Annotated in this window: 20 protein-coding genes and 2 pseudogenes; 9 read left to right on the top strand and 13 right to left on the bottom strand. The window is 67.1% G+C overall.

Features of this window, described 5'->3' with window-relative positions:
• Positions 1 to 11: 11 nt before the first annotated feature.
• Together ahbB and HTZ84_RS20345 are read right to left on the bottom strand one after the other, a co-directional pair.
• On the bottom strand, positions 12 to 1094 hold the full coding sequence (gene ahbB / locus HTZ84_RS20350) for a siroheme decarboxylase subunit beta (RefSeq protein WP_174682334.1): 1083 nt from the start codon (positions 1092 to 1094) through the stop codon (positions 12 to 14).
• Positions 1095 to 1184: 90 nt separating this feature from the next.
• Entirely contained in the window at positions 1185 to 1589 is a 405-nt protein-coding gene (locus tag HTZ84_RS20345; protein ID WP_174682333.1) for a DUF5778 family protein, read from the bottom strand.
• Positions 1590 to 1706: 117 nt separating this feature from the next.
• Here HTZ84_RS20345 and uppS point away from each other — a divergent pair, with 117 nt between their 5' ends.
• Positions 1707 to 2663, top strand: a complete 957-nt coding sequence (gene uppS / locus HTZ84_RS20340) for a polyprenyl diphosphate synthase (RefSeq protein WP_174682332.1) — start codon at positions 1707 to 1709, stop codon at positions 2661 to 2663.
• A gap of 96 nt (positions 2664 to 2759) precedes the next feature.
• Positions 2760 to 3119, top strand: a complete 360-nt coding sequence (locus HTZ84_RS20335; protein ID WP_174682331.1) for a DUF7344 domain-containing protein — start codon at positions 2760 to 2762, stop codon at positions 3117 to 3119.
• Here the strand turns inward: HTZ84_RS20335 and HTZ84_RS20330 are convergent.
• The gene (locus tag HTZ84_RS20330; RefSeq protein ID WP_174682330.1) at positions 3116 to 3721 is read right to left on the bottom strand and encodes an undecaprenyl diphosphate synthase family protein; all 606 of its coding nucleotides are present in this window, start codon (positions 3719 to 3721) and stop codon (positions 3116 to 3118) included. The genes HTZ84_RS20335 and HTZ84_RS20330 overlap by 4 nt on opposite strands.
• 210 nt (positions 3722 to 3931) lie before the next feature.
• Between HTZ84_RS20330 and HTZ84_RS20325 the strand changes: the two genes are divergently transcribed.
• Positions 3932 to 5281: a DUF92 domain-containing protein gene (locus tag HTZ84_RS20325; RefSeq protein WP_174682329.1), complete on the top strand. Its 1350-nt coding sequence runs from the start codon at positions 3932 to 3934 to the stop codon at positions 5279 to 5281.
• A 68-nt stretch (positions 5282 to 5349) separates the two neighbouring features.
• Here HTZ84_RS20325 and HTZ84_RS20320 read toward each other — a convergent pair whose 3' ends face one another.
• The 5 genes and pseudogenes from HTZ84_RS20320 to HTZ84_RS20300 all read right to left on the bottom strand — a co-directional run bounded on the left by HTZ84_RS20320 (position 5350) and on the right by HTZ84_RS20300 (position 8652).
• Positions 5350 to 5550 (bottom strand): hypothetical protein, encoded by a 201-nt coding sequence (locus HTZ84_RS20320; protein WP_174682328.1) that lies wholly within the window; start codon positions 5548 to 5550, stop codon positions 5350 to 5352.
• A gap of 76 nt (positions 5551 to 5626) precedes the next feature.
• On the bottom strand, positions 5627 to 5866 hold the full coding sequence (locus HTZ84_RS20315) for a hypothetical protein (RefSeq protein ID WP_174682327.1): 240 nt from the start codon (positions 5864 to 5866) through the stop codon (positions 5627 to 5629).
• Between the two features lie 113 nt (positions 5867 to 5979).
• Positions 5980 to 7363: pseudogene (dnaG, locus tag HTZ84_RS20310) on the bottom strand (DNA primase DnaG).
• 19 nt (positions 7364 to 7382) lie between these two features.
• A pseudogene (locus tag HTZ84_RS23300) lies at positions 7383 to 7644 on the bottom strand (DNA primase DnaG); the annotation flags it as partial.
• A 174-nt stretch (positions 7645 to 7818) separates the two neighbouring features.
• On the bottom strand, positions 7819 to 8652 hold the full coding sequence (locus HTZ84_RS20300) for an ArsR/SmtB family transcription factor (RefSeq protein ID WP_174682326.1): 834 nt from the start codon (positions 8650 to 8652) through the stop codon (positions 7819 to 7821).
• Between the two features lie 215 nt (positions 8653 to 8867).
• Between HTZ84_RS20300 and HTZ84_RS20295 the strand changes: the two genes are divergently transcribed.
• The 3 genes from HTZ84_RS20295 (at position 8868) to HTZ84_RS20285 (ending at position 11375) form a co-directional block, all read left to right on the top strand.
• Entirely contained in the window at positions 8868 to 9170 is a 303-nt protein-coding gene (locus HTZ84_RS20295) for a DUF3311 domain-containing protein (protein WP_174682325.1), read from the top strand.
• Positions 9167 to 10495: a sodium:solute symporter family protein gene (locus HTZ84_RS20290; RefSeq protein WP_174682324.1), complete on the top strand. Its 1329-nt coding sequence runs from the start codon at positions 9167 to 9169 to the stop codon at positions 10493 to 10495. The genes HTZ84_RS20295 and HTZ84_RS20290 overlap by 4 nt, the downstream gene beginning before the upstream one ends.
• 94 nt (positions 10496 to 10589) lie before the next feature.
• Positions 10590 to 11375, top strand: coding sequence for an SDR family oxidoreductase (locus HTZ84_RS20285; protein WP_174682323.1), 786 nt, complete (start codon positions 10590 to 10592; stop codon positions 11373 to 11375).
• Between the two features lie 109 nt (positions 11376 to 11484).
• On the opposite strand, the gene HTZ84_RS20280 is transcribed toward HTZ84_RS20285, so the two are convergent.
• Positions 11485 to 12138: a riboflavin synthase gene (locus HTZ84_RS20280; RefSeq protein ID WP_174682322.1), complete on the bottom strand. Its 654-nt coding sequence runs from the start codon at positions 12136 to 12138 to the stop codon at positions 11485 to 11487.
• A 134-nt stretch (positions 12139 to 12272) separates the two neighbouring features.
• Between HTZ84_RS20280 and HTZ84_RS20275 the strand changes: the two genes are divergently transcribed.
• Together HTZ84_RS20275 and HTZ84_RS20270 are read left to right on the top strand one after the other, a co-directional pair.
• Positions 12273 to 12557: a DUF7533 family protein gene (locus HTZ84_RS20275; RefSeq protein WP_174682321.1), complete on the top strand. Its 285-nt coding sequence runs from the start codon at positions 12273 to 12275 to the stop codon at positions 12555 to 12557.
• Positions 12558 to 12606: 49 nt separating this feature from the next.
• A complete protein-coding gene (locus tag HTZ84_RS20270; protein WP_174682320.1) occupies positions 12607 to 12759 on the top strand; it encodes a hypothetical protein in 153 nt (50 codons plus the stop codon).
• A gap of 15 nt (positions 12760 to 12774) precedes the next feature.
• Here HTZ84_RS20270 and HTZ84_RS20265 read toward each other — a convergent pair whose 3' ends face one another.
• The 4 genes from HTZ84_RS20265 to HTZ84_RS20250 form a co-directional block, all read right to left on the bottom strand.
• Positions 12775 to 13992 carry a M24 family metallopeptidase gene (locus HTZ84_RS20265; RefSeq protein ID WP_174682319.1) on the bottom strand — a complete coding sequence of 406 codons (1218 nt, stop codon included), beginning with the start codon at positions 13990 to 13992 and terminating at the stop codon, positions 12775 to 12777.
• On the bottom strand, positions 13989 to 15863 hold the full coding sequence (locus HTZ84_RS20260) for a UvrD-helicase domain-containing protein (RefSeq protein WP_174682318.1): 1875 nt from the start codon (positions 15861 to 15863) through the stop codon (positions 13989 to 13991). The genes HTZ84_RS20265 and HTZ84_RS20260 overlap by 4 nt, the downstream gene beginning before the upstream one ends.
• 97 nt (positions 15864 to 15960) lie before the next feature.
• Complete coding sequence (locus tag HTZ84_RS20255) at positions 15961 to 16119, bottom strand: DUF7563 family protein (RefSeq protein WP_007260282.1); 159 nt, start codon at positions 16117 to 16119, stop codon at positions 15961 to 15963.
• Between the two features lie 160 nt (positions 16120 to 16279).
• The gene (locus tag HTZ84_RS20250; protein WP_174682317.1) at positions 16280 to 16465 is read right to left on the bottom strand and encodes an HVO_0416 family zinc finger protein; all 186 of its coding nucleotides are present in this window, start codon (positions 16463 to 16465) and stop codon (positions 16280 to 16282) included.
• A 175-nt stretch (positions 16466 to 16640) separates the two neighbouring features.
• Here HTZ84_RS20250 and ubaA point away from each other — a divergent pair, with 175 nt between their 5' ends.
• Positions 16641 to 17480 carry an SAMP-activating enzyme E1 gene (gene ubaA / locus HTZ84_RS20245; protein WP_174682316.1) on the top strand — a complete coding sequence of 280 codons (840 nt, stop codon included), beginning with the start codon at positions 16641 to 16643 and terminating at the stop codon, positions 17478 to 17480.
• Positions 17481 to 17797 lie beyond the last annotated feature (317 nt).

The following is a 17797-nucleotide window of genomic DNA, read 5'->3' as shown; positions in this document are numbered from 1 at the left end:
TCTGTCATCCGTTACTCGGCCTCCGTGTTCGCATCGGCGCGCTCGTCCAAACGAATACCGGTTTTCTTCAATATCTGTGTGGAGTGCAAGGTATCCCAGTCGTCGGCAGTTACGTCCCAGTAGTCGTCCATCCGTTCCCGAACCTGTTCGATTCGCCGCCGGCTCTCGGCCTCGCTGCGACCGTGGGTCATCGCGAAGAAGTTGTATGGCCAGACGCCCTCGTGGCGCGGACGCTCGTAACAGTGGGTGACGAAGGGTAAGGCGGCGATCTCGGGACCGACCTCCTCGACCCGGTCGTCGGGCACGTTCCAGACCGTCATCCCGTTTTCCGTGTACCCCAGCGCGTAGTGGTTCGGCACGACGCCGATCCGCCGGATCTTCCCCTCCCGTTCGAACCGGTTGATCGTCTCGAGGACCCACTCGGTCTCCTGACCGACGGCGTCGGCGACGTCGGCGTAGGGCGTCTCGGTGAGGGGAAGGCCGTCCTGGACCTCGAGGAGCAGGTCTCGCTCGGCCGGTGAAAGCGTCTCGCTGTCGGCCGTCGCCACGTCGGGGCCGAGATCGGTGCAGTCGACGCCGGCGCGCTCGACGTCCCCGTCGCCGTCCAGCGGACCGTCGACGTAGAACTTCGCCTCGACGCGGAACTCCCGCTGTTTCGGCAAGTTGTACGTTTCCTGCCCGGTTTCGTCTTCGATCTCCGCGAGGACTTCGTCGACGCGATCCTCGTCGGCGACGCTCACGACGAACCAGACGTTCAGGTGGGGGTGCTCGCGCTCGTAGTTGTGTGCGACCTCGCGGTGGGCATTGACCTGCTCGACGATCTCGTCGAACCGGTCCTCGGGGGCGTGCATGGCCACCAGCGTCGCCGCGCCGCCGATCTCCTGGGCGTTGACGAGCGGGCCGAACCGGGAGAGCACGCCGCGCTCGTCCAGGTCGTGGATCGTCTCGAGCAACTCGTCCGCCGTGATGTCGACCCCGCGGTCGCGCATCGCGGCCGCGGCCGGCTCGAAGGGCCGTTCGGTGACCGGGAACCCGCCCTGAAAGGCGTTGACGACCGCCCGCTCGCGCTCCGTGAGGTCGACGTCAGTGGTCATATCTGGATCCTCGGGAGTCACGTGGCATAAGGGAACCGGGACGGTCCGCTCGAAGCGACCGTTCGCGCTCCGAGCGAACCCCGATCGCGGTCAGTCGCCCCGAACGCCGGTGACCTCGTGACCGAGCTCGCGGATGTCCTCGAGGATCCCCTCGTGGTCCGCCGTCGCCCGGTAGTAGACGACGATGTCGAAGCTGCCCTCGCGCAGCAGTTGCTGGCACTCCCAGACGAACTCCTCGTCGTCCAGCGTCAGCCCCTGGTGCTGGTTCGAGGAGAAGTCGGGGTCGTCGTTGCCCGAGTAGACGTAGCAGTCCTCGGGATCGTACCCCGAACGCTCGGCGATGACGTCGCCGACGTCGAGGGTCGCCTGCATCATCTGGACGTCCTCCTGGCCGTCGTAGTCGGTGTGGACGATCGCCCCGTTGAGATCGATCTCGCCGGGCTCGAGCAGTGCCTTGGTCCGCTGGTAGAGGTCGTCGTCGATCGCGTCTGCCATTGTCAGAACCGAGCGGGGCCGAACGGATAGCGGTCACGATTTTCTCGAGGAGCCTGCGTTCTCATGCTGATAGATGCCACACAAGACACATAGGGATAGAAGACCTTTACTCCGGCAATGAAGCGGTGGCTCCGTGAACGCGTCGACGCTGCCTACGAGCGGTTGCTCTCGCGAGAGATTTCCGGCGCACCGACCCACGTCGCGGTGATTCAAGACGGGAACCGACGGTACGCCCGCAGTAACGGCGACGACGCTCCCGACGGCCACCGCGAAGGTGCGAAGACGACCGAACGGGTCCTCGAGTGGTGTCAGGACATCGGCGTCGAGGAACTGACGCTGTACACGTTCTCGACCGAGAACTTCAATCGGCCCGACGAGCAAAACGAGGCGCTGTTCGACCTGATCTGCGAGAAACTCCACGAGTTCGCGGACGCCGATCGCGTTCACGAGAACGAGGTCTGTATTCGCGCTATCGGGAAGACGGAACTGCTCCCCGACCGGGTGCAACACGCCATCGAATACGCCGAACGCCGCACACAGGAGTACGACCGGTTCGTGCTCAACATCGCGCTCGCGTACGGCGGTCGGTCGCGGCTGCTCGAGGCCGCCCGCGGGGTCGCCGAGGACGTCGAGCGGGGCGACCTCGACCCGGCGGAAATCGACGTCGAGGACATCGAACGTCGACTTTACGACCGCCCGATCCGGGATGTCGACCTCATCATCCGACCCGCCGGCGAGGAGCGGACCTCGAACTTCCTGCCGTGGCACGCCAACGGCAACGAAGCGGCCGTCTTCTTCTGTACGCCCTACTGGCCGGAGTTCTCCAAGACGGACTTCCTGCGGGGGATCCGGACCTACGAGCACCGCGCCGAGTCCTGGCGGCGGAACCGCGCTCGGCGGGCGCTGGCCCTGCTGGGCGCCGTCAGCGACGCCGAACTCGCGGAGGCGAAGTCGGTCGTCGAGCGGTTCCGCGACTCGCTGCCCACGTCAGAACAGCCCGATCCGGAGGAGTTAGACGCGATCCAAAACGAACAAGGCGACGGCATCGACTCGAGCAGTCGGGCCGCCGACTGATCGGCTGCGACCGCCGACGCACTCGCACTCGCGGTCGCAATAGGGAGCCGCCGCGACCCCAAAAATTTTACCGATATGTGTGGAAAAATAATAACCATGGTAGTAGCTGGCAGCGTCGTCGACATCGAGCGGCTCGCGCAAGTGACGAATTGCTCGATAGAGGCGGCTGCAACCCTGCTCGGGAGTTCGCGGACGCGGATCGCGCTTCGGGTGCTGTCGCGGTGTGACCCGCCGGTCTCGCTCGATCGACTGGCGGCCGACGTCGCCGCGGTCGACGACGAGCGAACCCGGGCGGCGGTCCGCATCACGCTCGTTCACGCGACGCTGCCGAAACTCGAGGACTACGGGCTGCTCGAGTACGATATCCGGTCCGAGACCGTCCATCTGTCGGGCCCCGTCGTCGCGCTCGAGGAGCCGCTGGGAACGCTGCCGGACGGCGACGACCGGCGCCGTTAACGGCCGAACCGACGCGAGCGGTTACAATATTCCCGGACGGCCCGCAGGAAGTCCCGCTTGCGGAAGTCCCGCCAGTTGACGTCCGTGAAGTACAGCTCCGAGTAGACCGACTGCCAGATCATGAAATCCGAGAGCCGCTCGGCGCCGGTCTTGATCACGAGGTCGGGCTCGGAGGGGAAAACGAGGTGATTCTCGACCCGCTCGTCGTCGATCTCCTTGGGCGCCAGTTGCCCGTCCTCGACGTGTTCCGCGAGCGTCCGGACCGCGCTGGTGAACTCGTGTTTCCCGCCCAGACCGATTCCGATGCGAATGGGCGCTTCCGCCGGCGTTCGATCGTCGGGACCGCGGACGGCCACTTCGCGGGGCGCCTCGAGGGTCTCGAGCTCGCGTCGCAGGGCCGGCACCGCCGCGGCGTCGAGGACGCTGACGTAGACGGTCAGCTGGGTGGCGTACTCGAAGGCCCACGCGAAGAAGTCCGTCAGCGTCCCGTAAGCGTCCCGCTCGAGGAGGTCGCGCTCGGTGATGACGAGCGCGATGTGGTCGGGGAGCTCGCCGTCGTGGCGACGGATGCGGAGGCTGAGATACTGTTCGTACAGACCCACGGCAGTGAGTTTCCCGTCCGACCCCATACCGGTTTCGGGTTTTCGCGGGTAGCGATTCCTCGCCCCGGCCGGCGATCGACCCGCCTGTAGCCGACCGGTCGGTCGTCCGAACGGAGAGGTTCCGACGTAACAACCCGGTGAGGCGGGGCAGAACGGCCACAGCGAAGTTCACGAAGGTTCAAGTGAACGCCACAGAAAGGACTCGATATCGTGACAGCACCTGTTCGGCGAGCAGGCGTGTTTGCTGCCCTCTGTACGCTCGCACTCGCCGTTCCGCTCGGCAACCCGCGGGTCGGGGCCGCGATCGCCGCCGTCGCGGTCCTCGGGGCGCTCGCCGTGACCGACGGGCCGCTCTTCGAACTGCTGGCCTATCCGAGCGACTACGAGGCGGGGCGCCTCTACGGCATCGTCACGCTCGTGCTCGCGGGGACCACGCTCGGCCTCATCGCGGTCACGACGTCGATGTCGATCGCGGTCTTCGTCGGGACCGTTCTGCTGGTCGGGTACGGGAACCTCGCCGAGCAACTCGCCCACCAGTGGACCGACCGCGACGTCGTCCACACGGCGGCCTTCTGCGTCGTCGCGACCGTCGCCGCCGTCGTCGGCCAGTCGGCGGCGCGCTCGATCGCCGACGGCGCCGCCTTCGAGTCGCTGTCGCCGGCGCTGCCGACGATGCTCTTCCTCGGAGCCAGCGGCGCGTTGCTGGCGTCGCTGCTCCGGGACATCCTGTTCGCGAACGACGATCCCGTCGTCATGCTCACCGTCGGCCTCCTCGGCTGGCTGCTCGCGGAGCTCGAGCCGGCGCTGGCCCTCACCGGGAGCGAGATCGTCGCCGCGCTCGCGATCACCGTCGCCTTCGGCTACGTCTCCTACGCCCTCGAGACGGCCTCGATCGCGGGGATGCTCACCGGGATCCTACTGGGGCTGTTGACGATCGTCCTCGGCGGCTACGGCTGGTTCGCCGTCCTCATCTCCTTTTTCGCCATCGGCGGCCTCTCCTCGAAGTACCGCTACGAGGAGAAGGCCGAACGCGGCGTCGCCGAGGACAACAACGGCGCCCGTGGCAGCGGGAACGTCCTCGGTAACGCCGCCGTCGCGCTCGGGGCCGTCCTGGGCTACGCGGCCAGTTCGGCGACGCTGTTGCCCGGCGATCCGGAACCGAGCCTGTTTCTGTTCGCCTTCGCCGGCTCCGTCGCCACGGCGATGAGCGACACCCTCTCGAGCGAGATCGGCAGCGTCTTCGAGACGCCGCGGCTGATCACCACCTTAGAGCCCGTCGAACCCGGCACCGACGGCGGCGTCACCTGGCAGGGAGAGATCGCCGGCGTCGCGGGCGCCGCTGTCGTCGCCGGCATCTCCTACGGCCTCTTCGACGCGGTCACGACCGTCGGCGCGGCGATCATCGTCGCCGCCGGCGTCGTCGGCATGACCGTCGACAGCCTGCTGGGCGCGACCCTCGAGGGACGGGTGCTCGGCAACCAGAGCGTCAACTTCCTCGCGACGCTCTCGGGCGCGCTGGTCTGTGCACTGTTGGTCCTGTCGTTTGCCGTGCTCGGCTGAGGAGAACAACGAGCGACGAGAAGCGCGAAAACGAGACGGTCCATCCGCTCGACCGCGACTGACTGGCCTCAGTCGTCGGCGGTACGGAACGAGCGCTCGGCGGTTCTCTCGGTCGACGCCTCGAGGTCGTCGAGCCGACTGTCGGGAACGATGCGGTCGAGTCGGTCGTCGGCGCGCGCCTGCCCGGTGGCGCTGGCAGCGGTCGCCCAGAAGATCGTGAGCATCCAGACGCCGAGCAACGCGAGCGCAGCTGTTACCGGCGGTGCCATTACCGACCGCTCGGCGCTATCGGCATATCAATTACTCGCCTGAGTCCCGTTCGCTGGGAGACTCGCACGGGCCGCGTTAACGGCCACAGGAGTCGCCGCAGCCACGGTCGCCAGTCGACCGTCGAATCCACAGGTAGAGGCCGCTCCCGACGACGACGGCGCCACTCCCGACCAGCAGTCCGGAGACGGTGCCGACGGCCGGAACCGCGACGGGCTCCGGCGGTACGAGCGTGCCGATACCGAGCCCGACGACGACGGCCGCGAGGAACTTCCCGATCCAGAGTGCAGAGACCGACTCGAGCGCTGCTGTCTCCATCTTCTCCGAATTGTCATTCAGTAACACCTTCAGTCTTGGGGACGAGACGGGCGACTCGAGAATCGGGGTCGGACCGCGTCTCGAGGCCGACCGGGGCGACCCGACGGCGGCCGCTACTCCGTGTTCGGCGGTTCGTCCGCGATCTCGTCGATCGCGTGGATCTGAACGCCGGTCGGTCGCTTGGTGAACTGCCCCAGCGAGCGCGCGACGATCCGCTCGACGCCGCGGTCCGCCGCGAGGTCGAGCAGTCGCTGGTCGAGGATCTCGTCGAGGACGATCGTTGCCGGCGCCGTTTCGAGTCCCTCGAGGGTGTCGTAGGCTTCGCTCGCGTCGGCCTCGTCGACGGCGTCGCCGTCGGCGTCGAGAAAGCGGACGCGGCCGGTGTTCCGCCGGACGATCGCCGTCGCGTGACCGTAGACGGTCTCGGGTTCGGCGTCGGCGCCACTGGTATCGTCCCCAGCGGCCGCGTCGGAACCGGTCTCGACCGAGGCCGACGCGTCTGAGACGTCGCGGACGGCACCGTCGTCGACGGTCTCATCCTCGCCGTCCGCGTCGCCCGTCGGCGCCGATGGACTCGCCGTCTCGGGCGGCGACGTCGCGGGACCGTCGATCGCCTGCGACGAGTCGTCGGCGTCGCGGTCGGTCGCCGACTCGGTCGGCGCCGGGGCCGGGGTCGAACTGCCGTCGGTCGCGGCGACGGCCTCGCGGGGCTCGTTCATCCCCGAGACGGTCTCGTAGGGGACCTTGTTCCGCAGGGCGGTGAACAGCTGGTGGTGGTCGAGATCCTCGACGGACTCGCCGGCCGGCGCGAACGCGACGTAGTCGACGTCGCCGACCTGGGAGAGTTCCTCGAGGATGAGGTCGCCGCCCCGGTCCCCGTCGAGGAAGGCAGTGACCGTGCGGTGGTGGGTCAGTTCGGCCACCGCGTCGGGGACGTTGGTTCCCTCGACCGCGATGGCGTTCTTGACGCCGTACTTGAGGAGGGTGAGGACGTCGGCACGGCCCTCGACGACGATGATCGCGTCGCTGTCGGTCACGCGGGGGCCGGCGGGGAGGCCTTCGTACTCGGTGATGTCCTCGACGCGGACGTGCTGGCGGACCTCCGCGAGGATCTCCTCGGAGGACATCACGCTGTCGTCGAACCCCGTCTGGAGCAGTTCCTTCGCGCGGTCGACGACCGCCTTTCGCTTGGCCGCGCGGACGTCCTCGATTTCGGTTACCTCGAGGTCGGCCCGGCAGGGGCCGACCCGATCGATCGTCTCGAGGGCGGCGGCGAGCGTCGCGGTTTCGACCTTGTCGAGGCTGGTCGCGATGGTGAGGTGACCCCGAGACTGGCCGCCCGTGCTGACGATTTCGACGTCGATGCGTCCGACTTTCTGCGATTGGCGGAGGTCGCGGAGATCGAGTTCGTCGCCGAGCAGGCCTTCGGTCTGACCGAAGATCGCGCCGACGACGTCGCTCCGCTGACGACGCCTCGGCCGTAACATCGGCGTGGATGAGATATTTCGACGTGTCTGAGGGCGGCGGCGAGCGTCGCGGTTTCTGACCTTGTCGAGGCTGGTCGCGATGGTGAGGTGACCTGAGACTGGCCGCCCGTGCTGACGATTTCTGACGTCGATGCGTCCGACTTTCTGCGATTGGCGGAGGTCGCGGAGATCGAGTTCGTCGCCGAGCAGGCCTTCGGTCTGACCGAAGATCGCGCCGACGACGTCGCTCCGCTCGACGACGCCCTCGGCCGTAACATCGGCGTGGATGAGATATTTCGACGTGTCTTCCATAGATCTGTCCTCGCTGCGCGGTCCCGCGGTCGGGATCGCGATCGATTTATGTAGGTTTTGGATCGTGACGGGGAAATAGCTGTTGACCTTGCAGAACGCCGAGGATCGAATCGGCCGCCGGCAGAGGTCGACTGGCCGGCGATCGGAACGTCCTCGAGTCGCCTCGAGCGGGACTCAGTACGCCGGGCGATACCAGTACCAGTACCAGTAGGCCGTGACGGCGAGCAAGACGAGCAGGCCGCCGAGGAAGAAGAGCAGTCCGGGCGGCGCGACGTCGAAGATCGCGTCGGCCACGTCCGCGGCGCCGTCGGCCGCCGCGTCGACGGTCTCGTTGTCAGTCGCGTTCTCGCTCGACCCGTTGCCGTCGAGACTCGGCGCGCTGTCGCCGCCGGTCTCGTTGCTGGCGATTCCGAGGTCGTCCGACTGCTCCTCGGCGGCTCCCGTTCCGCCACCGTCTCCGTCCGCGTCCGTTCGGTCGCCGCTCGTTTCGCCGCCGTTCGGTCCGTCGCCCTCGTCCCCGGCAGCGCCCGTCGGCGCCGTCTCGGCGGGCGCGGACTCCGTCACCGACTCGGCCCACCGCGTGAGGGAGTACTGGACGAACAGGCCGCCGGCGGCGAGCAGCGCGACCCCGCCGACGAACCGCGAGAGAGCCTCGCGAAGCCGGCTGGCCGTCGACTCGTCGTTCGTGACGATCAGCGGCCCGTCGGTCGTCGCGTAGACGCTCATCTCGTTGCCCCGCGAGGAGTACCAGGTGTCGACGACCTCGACGAGCCCCGCCTCCTCCAAGTTCTCGAGGTGGTAGCGGACGTTCTGTATCGAGGAGTCGATGGCCTCAGCGACGTCGCTGGGCGTCGCGGGCTCCTCGTCGAGGCGCGCGTAGATCCGGCGGGCCGTCGTCGAGGAGAGCGCGCTGAACACCGCGTCTGCGTCCTCGCCCTCGAGGCCGACGATCCGCGGCTGGCCCTCGGTTTCGGCGGGCTCGGAGCGAAACGGGAACAGCCGGGCCATGTGGTTCGCTTCGTACTCGCGCGGCGATTACTATACGTTTTGTCCTGTCTGAAAGAGCGATTTTACCTTCGGATAACCGGTGACTTGTGCTGTCAAAGAGCGATTTGAGTGCGAAACGGCCGGCGGAGAGCCCTCTCGAGGCGTCGATAACAAAACGTCTTCAATCGCAATGGTTGAAGGGAAACTGTTACCAACGTCGGGCCGAACACTCGGGTATGCGTCGACTGCAACTCCTGGGGTGGACGGCGGTCGGGACCGTCCTCTGTGCGCTGGCGGTCCCGTGGTTCCTCTGGGGCGATTCGACGGTCGTCGCCGGCCTGCCGCTGTGGCTCTGGTGGCACGTCGGCTGGATGGGACTCGCGTCCGTCGTCTTCTGGCTATTCGCCCAGCGAGCGTGGGGCATCGGCATCGAACCCGGACGCGAGGGCGACTCGAGCGACGCGAACGGGTCGGAGACCTCGGGCCTCGAGCACGGAGATCGGTCGTCGCGACCGGCAACGGGAGGTGACCGGCCGTGAGCGTCGCCTTACAGTTGGGGATCATCGTCGGCTACCTGCTACTGGCGCTGGCCGTCGGGCTGGTCGCCTACCGCATGACCGACCGGACTTCATCTGGCGAGATGCTCGGCGATCGATTCGGCTCGAAGCGACTCCGCGGGCTGATCGCCGGCATCAGTTTGTTGTACCTCTTCCCGTACGTGATGCTCCAGCAGGTCGGCGCCGGGACCGCGTTGCAGTCGCTGACCGAAGGCGCGATCCCCTACGCCGCCGGCGCGGGACTGATCACCGCGTTCATGATCCTCTACGTCGTCGTCGCCGGAATGCGCGGGATCGCCTGGACCGACACCTTGCAGGGCGCGTTCATGCTCGTTACCACCTGGGTCGCGACGATCTGGGTGCTATCCGCCGTCGGCGGTCCCGGCGCCGCGACCGAGGCCGTCGCCTCGACGGCAGCGACCGCCGACTTCCTCTCGCTGGGCAGCGACTACTACACGCCACAGTGGATGCTCTCGACGGCGATCACGATCGGCTTCGGGGTCGCGATGTTCCCGCAGGTCAACCAGCGGTTCTTCGCCGCCGGCTCGAAGACGGTGCTCAAGCGCTCCTTCGCGCTGTGGCCGATCCTCTGCGTCCTGCTGTTCGTCCCCTCGTTCATGCTCGGCGCGTGGGCCGCCGGCCTCGAGGTGGCGGTCCCCGAGGGCGAAAACGTCCTCCCGGCCGTCCTCGCGGCGTACACGCCGACCTGGTTCGCCGCGCTGGTCATCGCCGGCGCGATGGCCGCGATGATGTCCTCTTCGGACTCGATGCTGCTGTCGGGGTCGTCGTACTTCACGCGAGACCTCTACCGTCCGTTCGTCGACCGCTCTATCTCGGAGCGCCGCGAAGACTTCCTCGCGCGTTCCGGCGTCGTGATCTTCGCCAGCACCGCGTTCGTCGCGAGTCTGGTCACGCCCGGGACGCTGTTCGAACTCGGCGACGCGGCCTTCAGCGGCTTCGCGCAACTCGCCCTGCCCGTGCTCGTGGCCCTCTACTGGCGTCGGACGACGCGGACCGGCATCACCGCCGGAATCCTGCTCAGCCAGGCGTTCTACCTCGGCAACCTCTTCCTCGAGCCGATCGTCGCCGCCCTCGAGTTCATGACGATCGTCCCGATACTCGGCGAGCTGATCCCGCTCCTGATCGGCCTCCTCACGCTGGTGCTCCGGGGCACGTACATGGGCTGGACGGCCGGCATCGTCGGCATGGGCGTCGGGCTGCTCGTCACCGTCGCCGTCTCGCTGGTCACGACGCCCGCGGCCGACGAGCGACGGGCGATCTACTTCGAGCGGCTGGGCGCGGACTGAACGGCCGGCCGACCCCGTCGCGCCACGACTGACTTCTCGTGGCTCCCTTGCCACTGACACCGGGATTTTGTACCCCGTGGCCGTTGACACGCGCATGGACCTCGAACTCGACGGGAACAGCGCACTGGTGACGGCCTCCTCGAGCGGGCTCGGCTTCGCGAGCGCCGAGGCCCTCGCCGAGGAGGGCGCGAACGTGATGATCTGCGGCCGCGACGAGGAGCGACTCGAGGAAGCCCGCGAGGAACTCGCCGAGGTGGGCGACGGCGAGGTCCGGGCGACGCCGACCGACCTCACGGATCCCGACGAGGTCTCCCACCTCGTCAGCGAGACGGCCGACGCCTTCGGCGGGATCGACCACCTCGTCACCTCCTCGGGCGGTCCGCCGAGCACCACCTTCCTCGAGACCGACGAACAGGACTGGTACCAGGCCTACGATCTGCTGGTGATGAGCGTCGTCTGGACGATCGAGAACGCCCACGAGCACCTCCTCGAGTCCGACTACGGCACGATCACCTGCATCACGTCCCGGACGGTCCGCGAGGTGTCCGACGGGCTCCTGCTGTCGAACTCCGTTCGCCGCGGCGTGATCGGCCTCGTCAAGACCGTCTCGCGGGAGTTCGCGCCCGAGATCCGTGCGAACGCGGTCCTCCCGGGAACGATCGAGACGCCCCGCATCGAGGAACTCATCGAGGCGAACATCGAGCGCGGCGTCTACGAGGACTACGAGGAGGGGCTGGCGGACATGTCGAGCGACATCCCGATGGACCGCCTCGGCGAGCCCCGCGAACTGGGCGACGTCGTGGCGCTGCTCTCGAGTCCCCGCGGGAGTTTCGTCAACGGCGCTTCGGTGCCGATCGACGGCGGGCTGTTGCGGAGCTAATCGCTCGGAGCTTCGTTCGACCGGTTCCGAACAGAACTCGATCAGTAGATCGACGCTGGATACGAGGAATTGTGGGGGCTCCTTGCGATGAGAGCCGTCGCCGAATTCGTTACTCGAACCGGGCCTCGAGCAGCCGTTCGACGTACTTCGCGAGGACGTCGACCTCGAGGTGGACCCGATCGCCGACCGACTTCTCGGAGAGCGTCGTGAGGTCGTAGGTCGTCGGGATGATGGCGACGGTCACCCGTCCCGCGGCCTCGGCGGTTTCACCGCCTCGGTCTCGTTGCGTCGAAGACGCAACGCCTTCGTCTAGATCGGCGACGGTGAGACTGATCCCGTCGAGCGTGATCGATCCCTTCTCGACGACGTACTTCGCGTACCCCTCGGGCAGTTCGAACTCGAAGAACCAGTCCTCTTCCACGGACTCGATTTCCGTCACCGTCGCGACCGCGTCGACGTGGCCCTGGACGACGTGGCCGTCGAACCGGCCGTCGGCCGGCATCGCTCGCTCGAGGTTGACGATATCTCCCTCCTCGAGAGTCCCCAGATAGGTCCGCTCGACCGTCTCGGTCGCAAGGAAGACCTCGAACCACGCGCCCGTCTCGAAGCGTTCGACCGTCAGGCAGACGCCGCTGACGCTGATGCTCTGGCCGTGCTCGAGGCCCGTCGCGACCGCGTCGGCGCCGATGCGGAGCCGGAGGCCGTCGTCGGTCCGCTCGCGGGCGACGATCTCGCCGGTCTCCTCGACGATTCCCGTGAACATACTCGAAGGTCCGAGTCGACGGGTAAAGCCGTTCCGAACTCGGAACTCGTTCCAGTTCTGTGGCGACTCGAGGGTCGCCGACGGCGGTGACGGAGTCGCCGCGCTTTTGACCGCATCGCGCGTACGCCGGGGTAATGGCCGGTATCATCGACACGATCAAACTCGCGGGGACGCTCGTCTTCGCGCTTCCCGCCGCCATGGCCGGAATCCAGTTCCTGATCGACGGGAACACGCTCGTCGGCGCGATCCTGGTCACCCTCGCGGTGTTGCTCGTCGTCATCCAGCATCACATGACGACGCCGTCGGACCTCCCCGAACTGGCCGCCAAACGAGTCGTCGGATCGGTCGTCAGCGAACCGGAATCCGAGGACGAGGACCGCGATATCGTGGACGTGACTCCCGAGGACGAACGGAAGTAGTGTTCATATATCAACAGTTATTCCGCTGGAGCGACTATCGGACCGATAGATGTCGGACCTCGTTCTCGGACTTATTCACGCCGTCAACTTCGTAGTCGAGGGCGTCCTGAGCGTTTACGCTCGAGTAACTAGTTCCGAAGCGGACGCAGACGGCGACGCGACCGACGAGCGCTCGATAACCGACTCCAACGATACCCACTGAGCGCGCCGGTGGCCGCTACTCCTCGAGCAACGCCCGCGGCTCGAGCGAGCGGGATGGCGCCGTCAGATAGGTCGCTCGCTCCCCGGGGTCGCCTTTCGCGAGGAGGTCGGCGATCCGCAGCCATTGGTCCCCCTCGACCCGCACCGCCGACTCGAGTCGCACGACGCTCCCGGGCTCGATCTCGTCCCCGCCCGCGAGCGGTCGCTCGCGAGGCTCGAGCCCGATGCCGCCGACCCGCGTCGCGACGGCGTCTGGGTCCTCGAAGCCGAACGCGCGGACCTCGGCCTCGAGATCGGCCTCGACGGCGGTGACCGATTCGGCGTCGGCGGTCAGCATCGCCGCCGCGGAGCGAAACGACTGGGTCGCGCCGACGTGGGCCCGCCGCTCCCGACCGCCGTCGCCGTCGACGACGAGCGTGCGGACGAGCCCCCCGTGATAGCCGCCCGGACCGCGGGGCGCCGTCTCGAGGACGATCGGCTCGGCGGGGCGGAGCGGTTCGTCGGCCGCGTCGGCGCCGCCAGCGGCGACGGTCGCGTCGCGACTCGAGGGCGCGTGCCCGGGATCGGGATTGACGACGGTGTTGCTCGCGGGAAACGCACCCGCTGCCACGACGCCCTCGTCGATCGCCGTCCGGAGCCGGGACGGAGTCACGGCGTCGCCGTCGGCCACGAGGTGGCCGTCCTCGATCGTCGCGTCCGCGAGCAGTGCGGCCCCTCGACGGATGCCGGCGCCCGCGGCGGTCTGGGCGGCGGCGATCCGCTCGCGTTCGGCCGGCGTCTTCGCCGCGCGAGCGCGTTCGAGGACGTCCGTCGAGGCCGGTTCGAAGCCGGCTTCCTCGAGGTAGAGCGCGGCGTCGTGGGGGAGCCGCGCCGGCGTCAGAACCGTCCCGCCAGTGACGCGATCGGCCAGTTGCGAGGCGAGCGCTCGAGCGGGATGGGTCGACGCGTCGGCGGCCGTGGCCGCGTGCCACTCGCGGGCGTCACCCTCGAACGCGACGGCCGAGAGCAGTTGATTCCGCTCAGCCGGCGGCTGGTCTTCGATTTTTTCGAGCTCCTCGAGCGCCACCTGACAGTACCGGAGCCCCGGATCGCGCGGAAACCCGACGTGAACGAACGCGACGGCGTCGCGGCGCTCGAGGGCGTCGGCGAGACGCGACTCGAGGCGTTCGGCGACGCTGTCGACGGGTGCGGCAGTGTCGACCGCGTCGTTCGCGGTCGAGTCGGCGTCGGTCACGGCGCTTCGGCTTCGACCTCGTTGTCGTCGGACTCGGCGTCCTGGGGCTGCTGGGCCTGCTCGATCAGGTCCTCGAGGGGCATATCGGTCAGCCGGTTGTTGAGCAGGACGTCGATCGGCAGCGTCGGCGCGCCGTCGACTAAGTTCTCGAGGAGGACGAGCCGTTCCCGGGCCCGGGACATGCCGACGTAGAAGACGCGGCGTTCGTTGTCGGTCAGGACGGGGACCGGCGACGTGTTCTTGGTGAACTCCTCGCAGCCGGGGACGTCCTCGGGGTCGTCGACGGTCGCGACCATCTGCTCGACGACCTTCTCGGTGAGGTCGGTGCCGACGATGACGTGGTCGGCCTCGCGACCCTTCGCGGAGTGGATGGTGCCGACGCGGACGCGGTCGGTCTCCATCCCGAGGTACTCGCCGATCGCGAAGTACGAGCGGACGCTCTTCTTCTGGAAGTTAGTCACCTTCCGGACCATGTCAGCCGCCGACGCGGGGCCGGGCATGAACGGCACGTGGTCCGCGACGACGTCGGCGGGGATCATGAGCTCCGCTAAGTCGTCGATGCCGGCCTCCTCCTGGCGGTCGTCGATGGTGTCGAAGAGGTCGTCGCGCTCGTTGGTCCCGAACGCCGACTCCTGGAGCATGTCGGCGAGCCGCCGAGCCTGCAGACCGGTGACGTCCCTGCCTTCGTCGATGGCTTCGACGGCGCGGACGTACTGGGTGAGCCGGTCGGTCCACATCCGCTGGTCGGTCAGCGACGTGAACGGCACGCCCTCGGTGATGAACTCGTCGATGAACTGGAACATCTGGTAGCGCGCCCGGAACAGGATCATGACGGTGCCGTCGGTCTGATCGAGCGTCCGCCGGACGTTCCGGACGACGTCGAGCATCGACGCGTTCGCTCGCGCCTCGACGGCGCCGCCCTCCTTGCGGGGCTTGAGGTCCTTGTCCTGTCGGGTCTCGATGTGACGGATCTCCTTGTTGACCGCGTTGAGGACGTTCGAGGGGAGTCGGTAGGAGTTAGGGAGAATGACGTCCTCGTCGACCTGCTCGTCGAGCAAGAGCGCGGGGTCGGCGCCCTGCCAGGAGTAGACGACCTGGTCGTCGTCGCCGGCGATCAGCACCTGCCGCATGTGGGGTTTCCACTCCTCGTAGACGTCGTACTGCAGCGTGGTGATGTCCTGGAACTCGTCGATCACCAGGAAGTCGACGTTCGGCAGCAGGGAGCGCTGTGCGACCCGCTCGAGCATGTCCGCGAAGCCGATCTTGCCCTCCTCGCCCTTGTAGGAGCGCCAGGCGCGGATCGCCTCGGGAACGTCGATTCGATCGTCGTCGCTGGGCCAGGTCGGGGTGTACTTGTTGCCCTCCTGGGCGTTCGGGTCGATTTCGGGCGGCAGTCGCACTTCTTCGTCGTTCCACTGGAAGGGGACGTCGTACCAGTCGGTGACGTCCCGGCGGGTCCGCTGGAGCCACTGGCTGGTCGCGATGACCTTGTTCCCGATCGTCGTCGATCGGGCGGTTCGGCGACCGGCGCCCGAGTACTCGTCCTCGTACTCGATGCCGTACTCCTCGCAGAACTCCTCCTTGTCGGACTCGCCGATGACGTCGCTTCGGGAGAGGTCCAGCAGCTCGTAGGCCTTCGCGTGCATCGTACAGACGTTGCCCTGCAGTGCGCGGGGACTCTCGCCGAGTCGCTCGGCCAGCCGCTCGCGAACCTCCTGTGCTGCCGCTCGCGTGTACGAGACGACGAGGATATCCCGGAAGGTTACACCCTCCTCCTCGAGGATCTCTTCGACGTGGTCGAGCAGGGCAGTAGTCTTCCCGCTGCCCGGACCACCGAACAACCGGGTCACCTTCGTCTCCGTGGTAGCCATTATCCCTGTTCAGGGTCGCAATACCCATAAGTCACGTGGGTTTTCGTCGGCAAAAATCGACGGCCGTTCGACGACGGAAACGGATCGGTACCGACGGTTAGGGGTTCCGCGGGGAGCGGGCGGTTCGCACGTCGGCTCCGTCGCGGATCTTGTCCTGACAGTCGGGACAGACCCGCGGATCGTCGACGTCGCGCGGCGTGAACACGCGTGCGTAGGCATCCGTTACGAACGCGCCGCAGTTCTGGCATTCCGGCATTGTTCTCAGCGAACTATAGGGTAACCATACGTTATAGTTGTATCGCATATTATGCGTTGAAATTACGGCCAGACGGATGCCTAACTCTCCGTCTTTGGGCCGACGAACGCTGCTCCGTTCGGTTCGACGGACGCGAAAAAACGAGCGACGCGGAGTCGCGTTACGGCGTCGGTTCCCACCCACAGACGGTACAGGTCGTAGCGGACGTGTCGTGCAGGCCGCCACACTCGGGGCACTGCTTCTTGTTATACTCCTGCTCCCACCCGACTCGTTCTACGGTGTGACCGCGGTCCGAGAGGAATTGGTCGATGACGTCGTCACCGCCGTCATTGGGTGAGGTTGCCATAAGTGTGTCAATGGCTGCCACAGTATTAAACGATTGGGTTGGCCCCCACATCTGCCTCGAACGCCGAACACCATCGGTGACCCGACGACGGGGACCGCTCCGATCGGCTCGCCGGCGTTCCAGCCCCACCGGCACGACCCGCGGACTTTTCTCGGTCTCGGCCCAACTAGCCCCCATGAGCGACCTGCGCCTCGATGCGACCCAACTCGATCGCTACTCGAGACACGTCATCATGGACGAGATCGGGCCCGAGGGCCAACAACGGCTGCTCGAGGCCAGCGTCCTCGTCGTCGGGGCGGGCGGTCTGGGCTCGCCGGCGATCCAGTACCTCGCGGCGGCGGGGGTCGGCCGCCTGGGGATCGTCGACGACGACGTCGTCGAGCGGTCGAACCTGCAGCGCCAGATCGTCCACGGCGACGCCGACGTCGGCCGCCCGAAGGTCGAGAGCGCGGCCGACTACGTCGCGGCGTTGAACCCGGACATCGACGTCGAGACCTACGAGACCCGCATCACGGCCGACAACGTCGGCGAACTCGTCGCCGGCTACGACGTCGTCTTAGACGCCAGCGACAACTTCGGCACCCGATACCTGCTCAACGACCACTGCGTCCTCACCGAGACGCCGCTCTCCCACGGCGCGATCTACCGCTTCGAGGGGCAGGTCACGACGTTCACGAACGAGCGCGGGGGAGAAGGCGATTCCCCGCCCTGCTACCGCTGTATCTTCCCCGAGGCGCCCGAGCCGGGTACCGTTCCCGACTGCGCCACGACCGGCGTCCTCGGCGTCCTGCCCGGCACCGTCGGCTGCATTCAGGCCACCGAGGTCGTCAAGTACATCCTCGGCAAAGGAGAGCTCCTCGAGGGGCGCCTGCTCATGTACGACGCGATGGACATGAGCTTCGAGGAGGTGCCGATCCAGTCGAACCCGGCCTGCCCGGTCTGCGGCGACGAGCCCGAGATCGAGTCGGTCGAGGACGTCAGCTACGAGGGGAGCTGCGAGATTTCCGCGGATTGAACGGACACACCGAACTGATCTCTACTCCGGCTACTCCTGCTGAGAACCCGCTGTACAGTGGCGCGCGCTGGATCGCGGTGAGCTATCAGCGAACCGCGAGCCGACATCGTGCGAGGTCTTCGTGAACGGAGTGAACGAAGGCTTGAGAGACGCTCTGTGTCTCTCAGTGGATGAGTGAGTGAGCGGCGTGAACGAACGAATCGGCTGGGGAGGGAGTGGCAATTCCTTATTGCCACGAGAGGCAGAACCTCGCGTTCATCCAAAGCCGTTCGGAAACGCGCCTTGGAATGTCACGGCTGTCTTCACTGAGCGACGTA

It is taken from the genome of Haloterrigena gelatinilytica (genome assembly GCF_013342145.1).
Classification (GTDB): domain Archaea; phylum Halobacteriota; class Halobacteria; order Halobacteriales; family Natrialbaceae; genus Haloterrigena; species Haloterrigena gelatinilytica.
The sequence above is the reverse complement of the archived record's forward strand: the minus strand, read 5'-3'. Positions and strand labels throughout refer to the sequence as shown.

What these genes read in the sequence shown, in the direction of transcription:
- ahbB (WP_174682334.1), bottom strand. Translation starts at nt 1,094, where the DNA reads ATGACCACTGACGTCGACCTCACGGAGCGCGAGCGGGCGGTCGTCAAC.
- HTZ84_RS20345 (WP_174682333.1), bottom strand. Translation starts at nt 1,589, where the DNA reads ATGGCAGACGCGATCGACGACGACCTCTACCAGCGGACCAAGGCACTG.
- uppS (WP_174682332.1), top strand. Translation starts at nt 1,707, where the DNA reads ATGAAGCGGTGGCTCCGTGAACGCGTCGACGCTGCCTACGAGCGGTTG.
- HTZ84_RS20335 (WP_174682331.1), top strand. Translation starts at nt 2,760, where the DNA reads ATGGTAGTAGCTGGCAGCGTCGTCGACATCGAGCGGCTCGCGCAAGTG.
- HTZ84_RS20320 (WP_174682328.1), bottom strand. Translation starts at nt 5,550, where the DNA reads ATGGCACCGCCGGTAACAGCTGCGCTCGCGTTGCTCGGCGTCTGGATG.
- HTZ84_RS20315 (WP_174682327.1), bottom strand. Translation starts at nt 5,866, where the DNA reads ATGGAGACAGCAGCGCTCGAGTCGGTCTCTGCACTCTGGATCGGGAAG.
- HTZ84_RS20300 (WP_174682326.1), bottom strand. Translation starts at nt 8,652, where the DNA reads ATGGCCCGGCTGTTCCCGTTTCGCTCCGAGCCCGCCGAAACCGAGGGC.
- HTZ84_RS20295 (WP_174682325.1), top strand. Translation starts at nt 8,868, where the DNA reads ATGCGTCGACTGCAACTCCTGGGGTGGACGGCGGTCGGGACCGTCCTC.
- HTZ84_RS20285 (WP_174682323.1), top strand. Translation starts at nt 10,590, where the DNA reads ATGGACCTCGAACTCGACGGGAACAGCGCACTGGTGACGGCCTCCTCG.
- HTZ84_RS20280 (WP_174682322.1), bottom strand. Translation starts at nt 12,138, where the DNA reads ATGTTCACGGGAATCGTCGAGGAGACCGGCGAGATCGTCGCCCGCGAG.
- HTZ84_RS20275 (WP_174682321.1), top strand. Translation starts at nt 12,273, where the DNA reads ATGGCCGGTATCATCGACACGATCAAACTCGCGGGGACGCTCGTCTTC.
- HTZ84_RS20270 (WP_174682320.1), top strand. Translation starts at nt 12,607, where the DNA reads ATGTCGGACCTCGTTCTCGGACTTATTCACGCCGTCAACTTCGTAGTC.
- HTZ84_RS20260 (WP_174682318.1), bottom strand. Translation starts at nt 15,863, where the DNA reads ATGGCTACCACGGAGACGAAGGTGACCCGGTTGTTCGGTGGTCCGGGC.
- HTZ84_RS20255 (WP_007260282.1), bottom strand. Translation starts at nt 16,119, where the DNA reads ATGCCGGAATGCCAGAACTGCGGCGCGTTCGTAACGGATGCCTACGCA.
- HTZ84_RS20250 (WP_174682317.1), bottom strand. Translation starts at nt 16,465, where the DNA reads ATGGCAACCTCACCCAATGACGGCGGTGACGACGTCATCGACCAATTC.
- ubaA (WP_174682316.1), top strand. Translation starts at nt 16,641, where the DNA reads ATGAGCGACCTGCGCCTCGATGCGACCCAACTCGATCGCTACTCGAGA.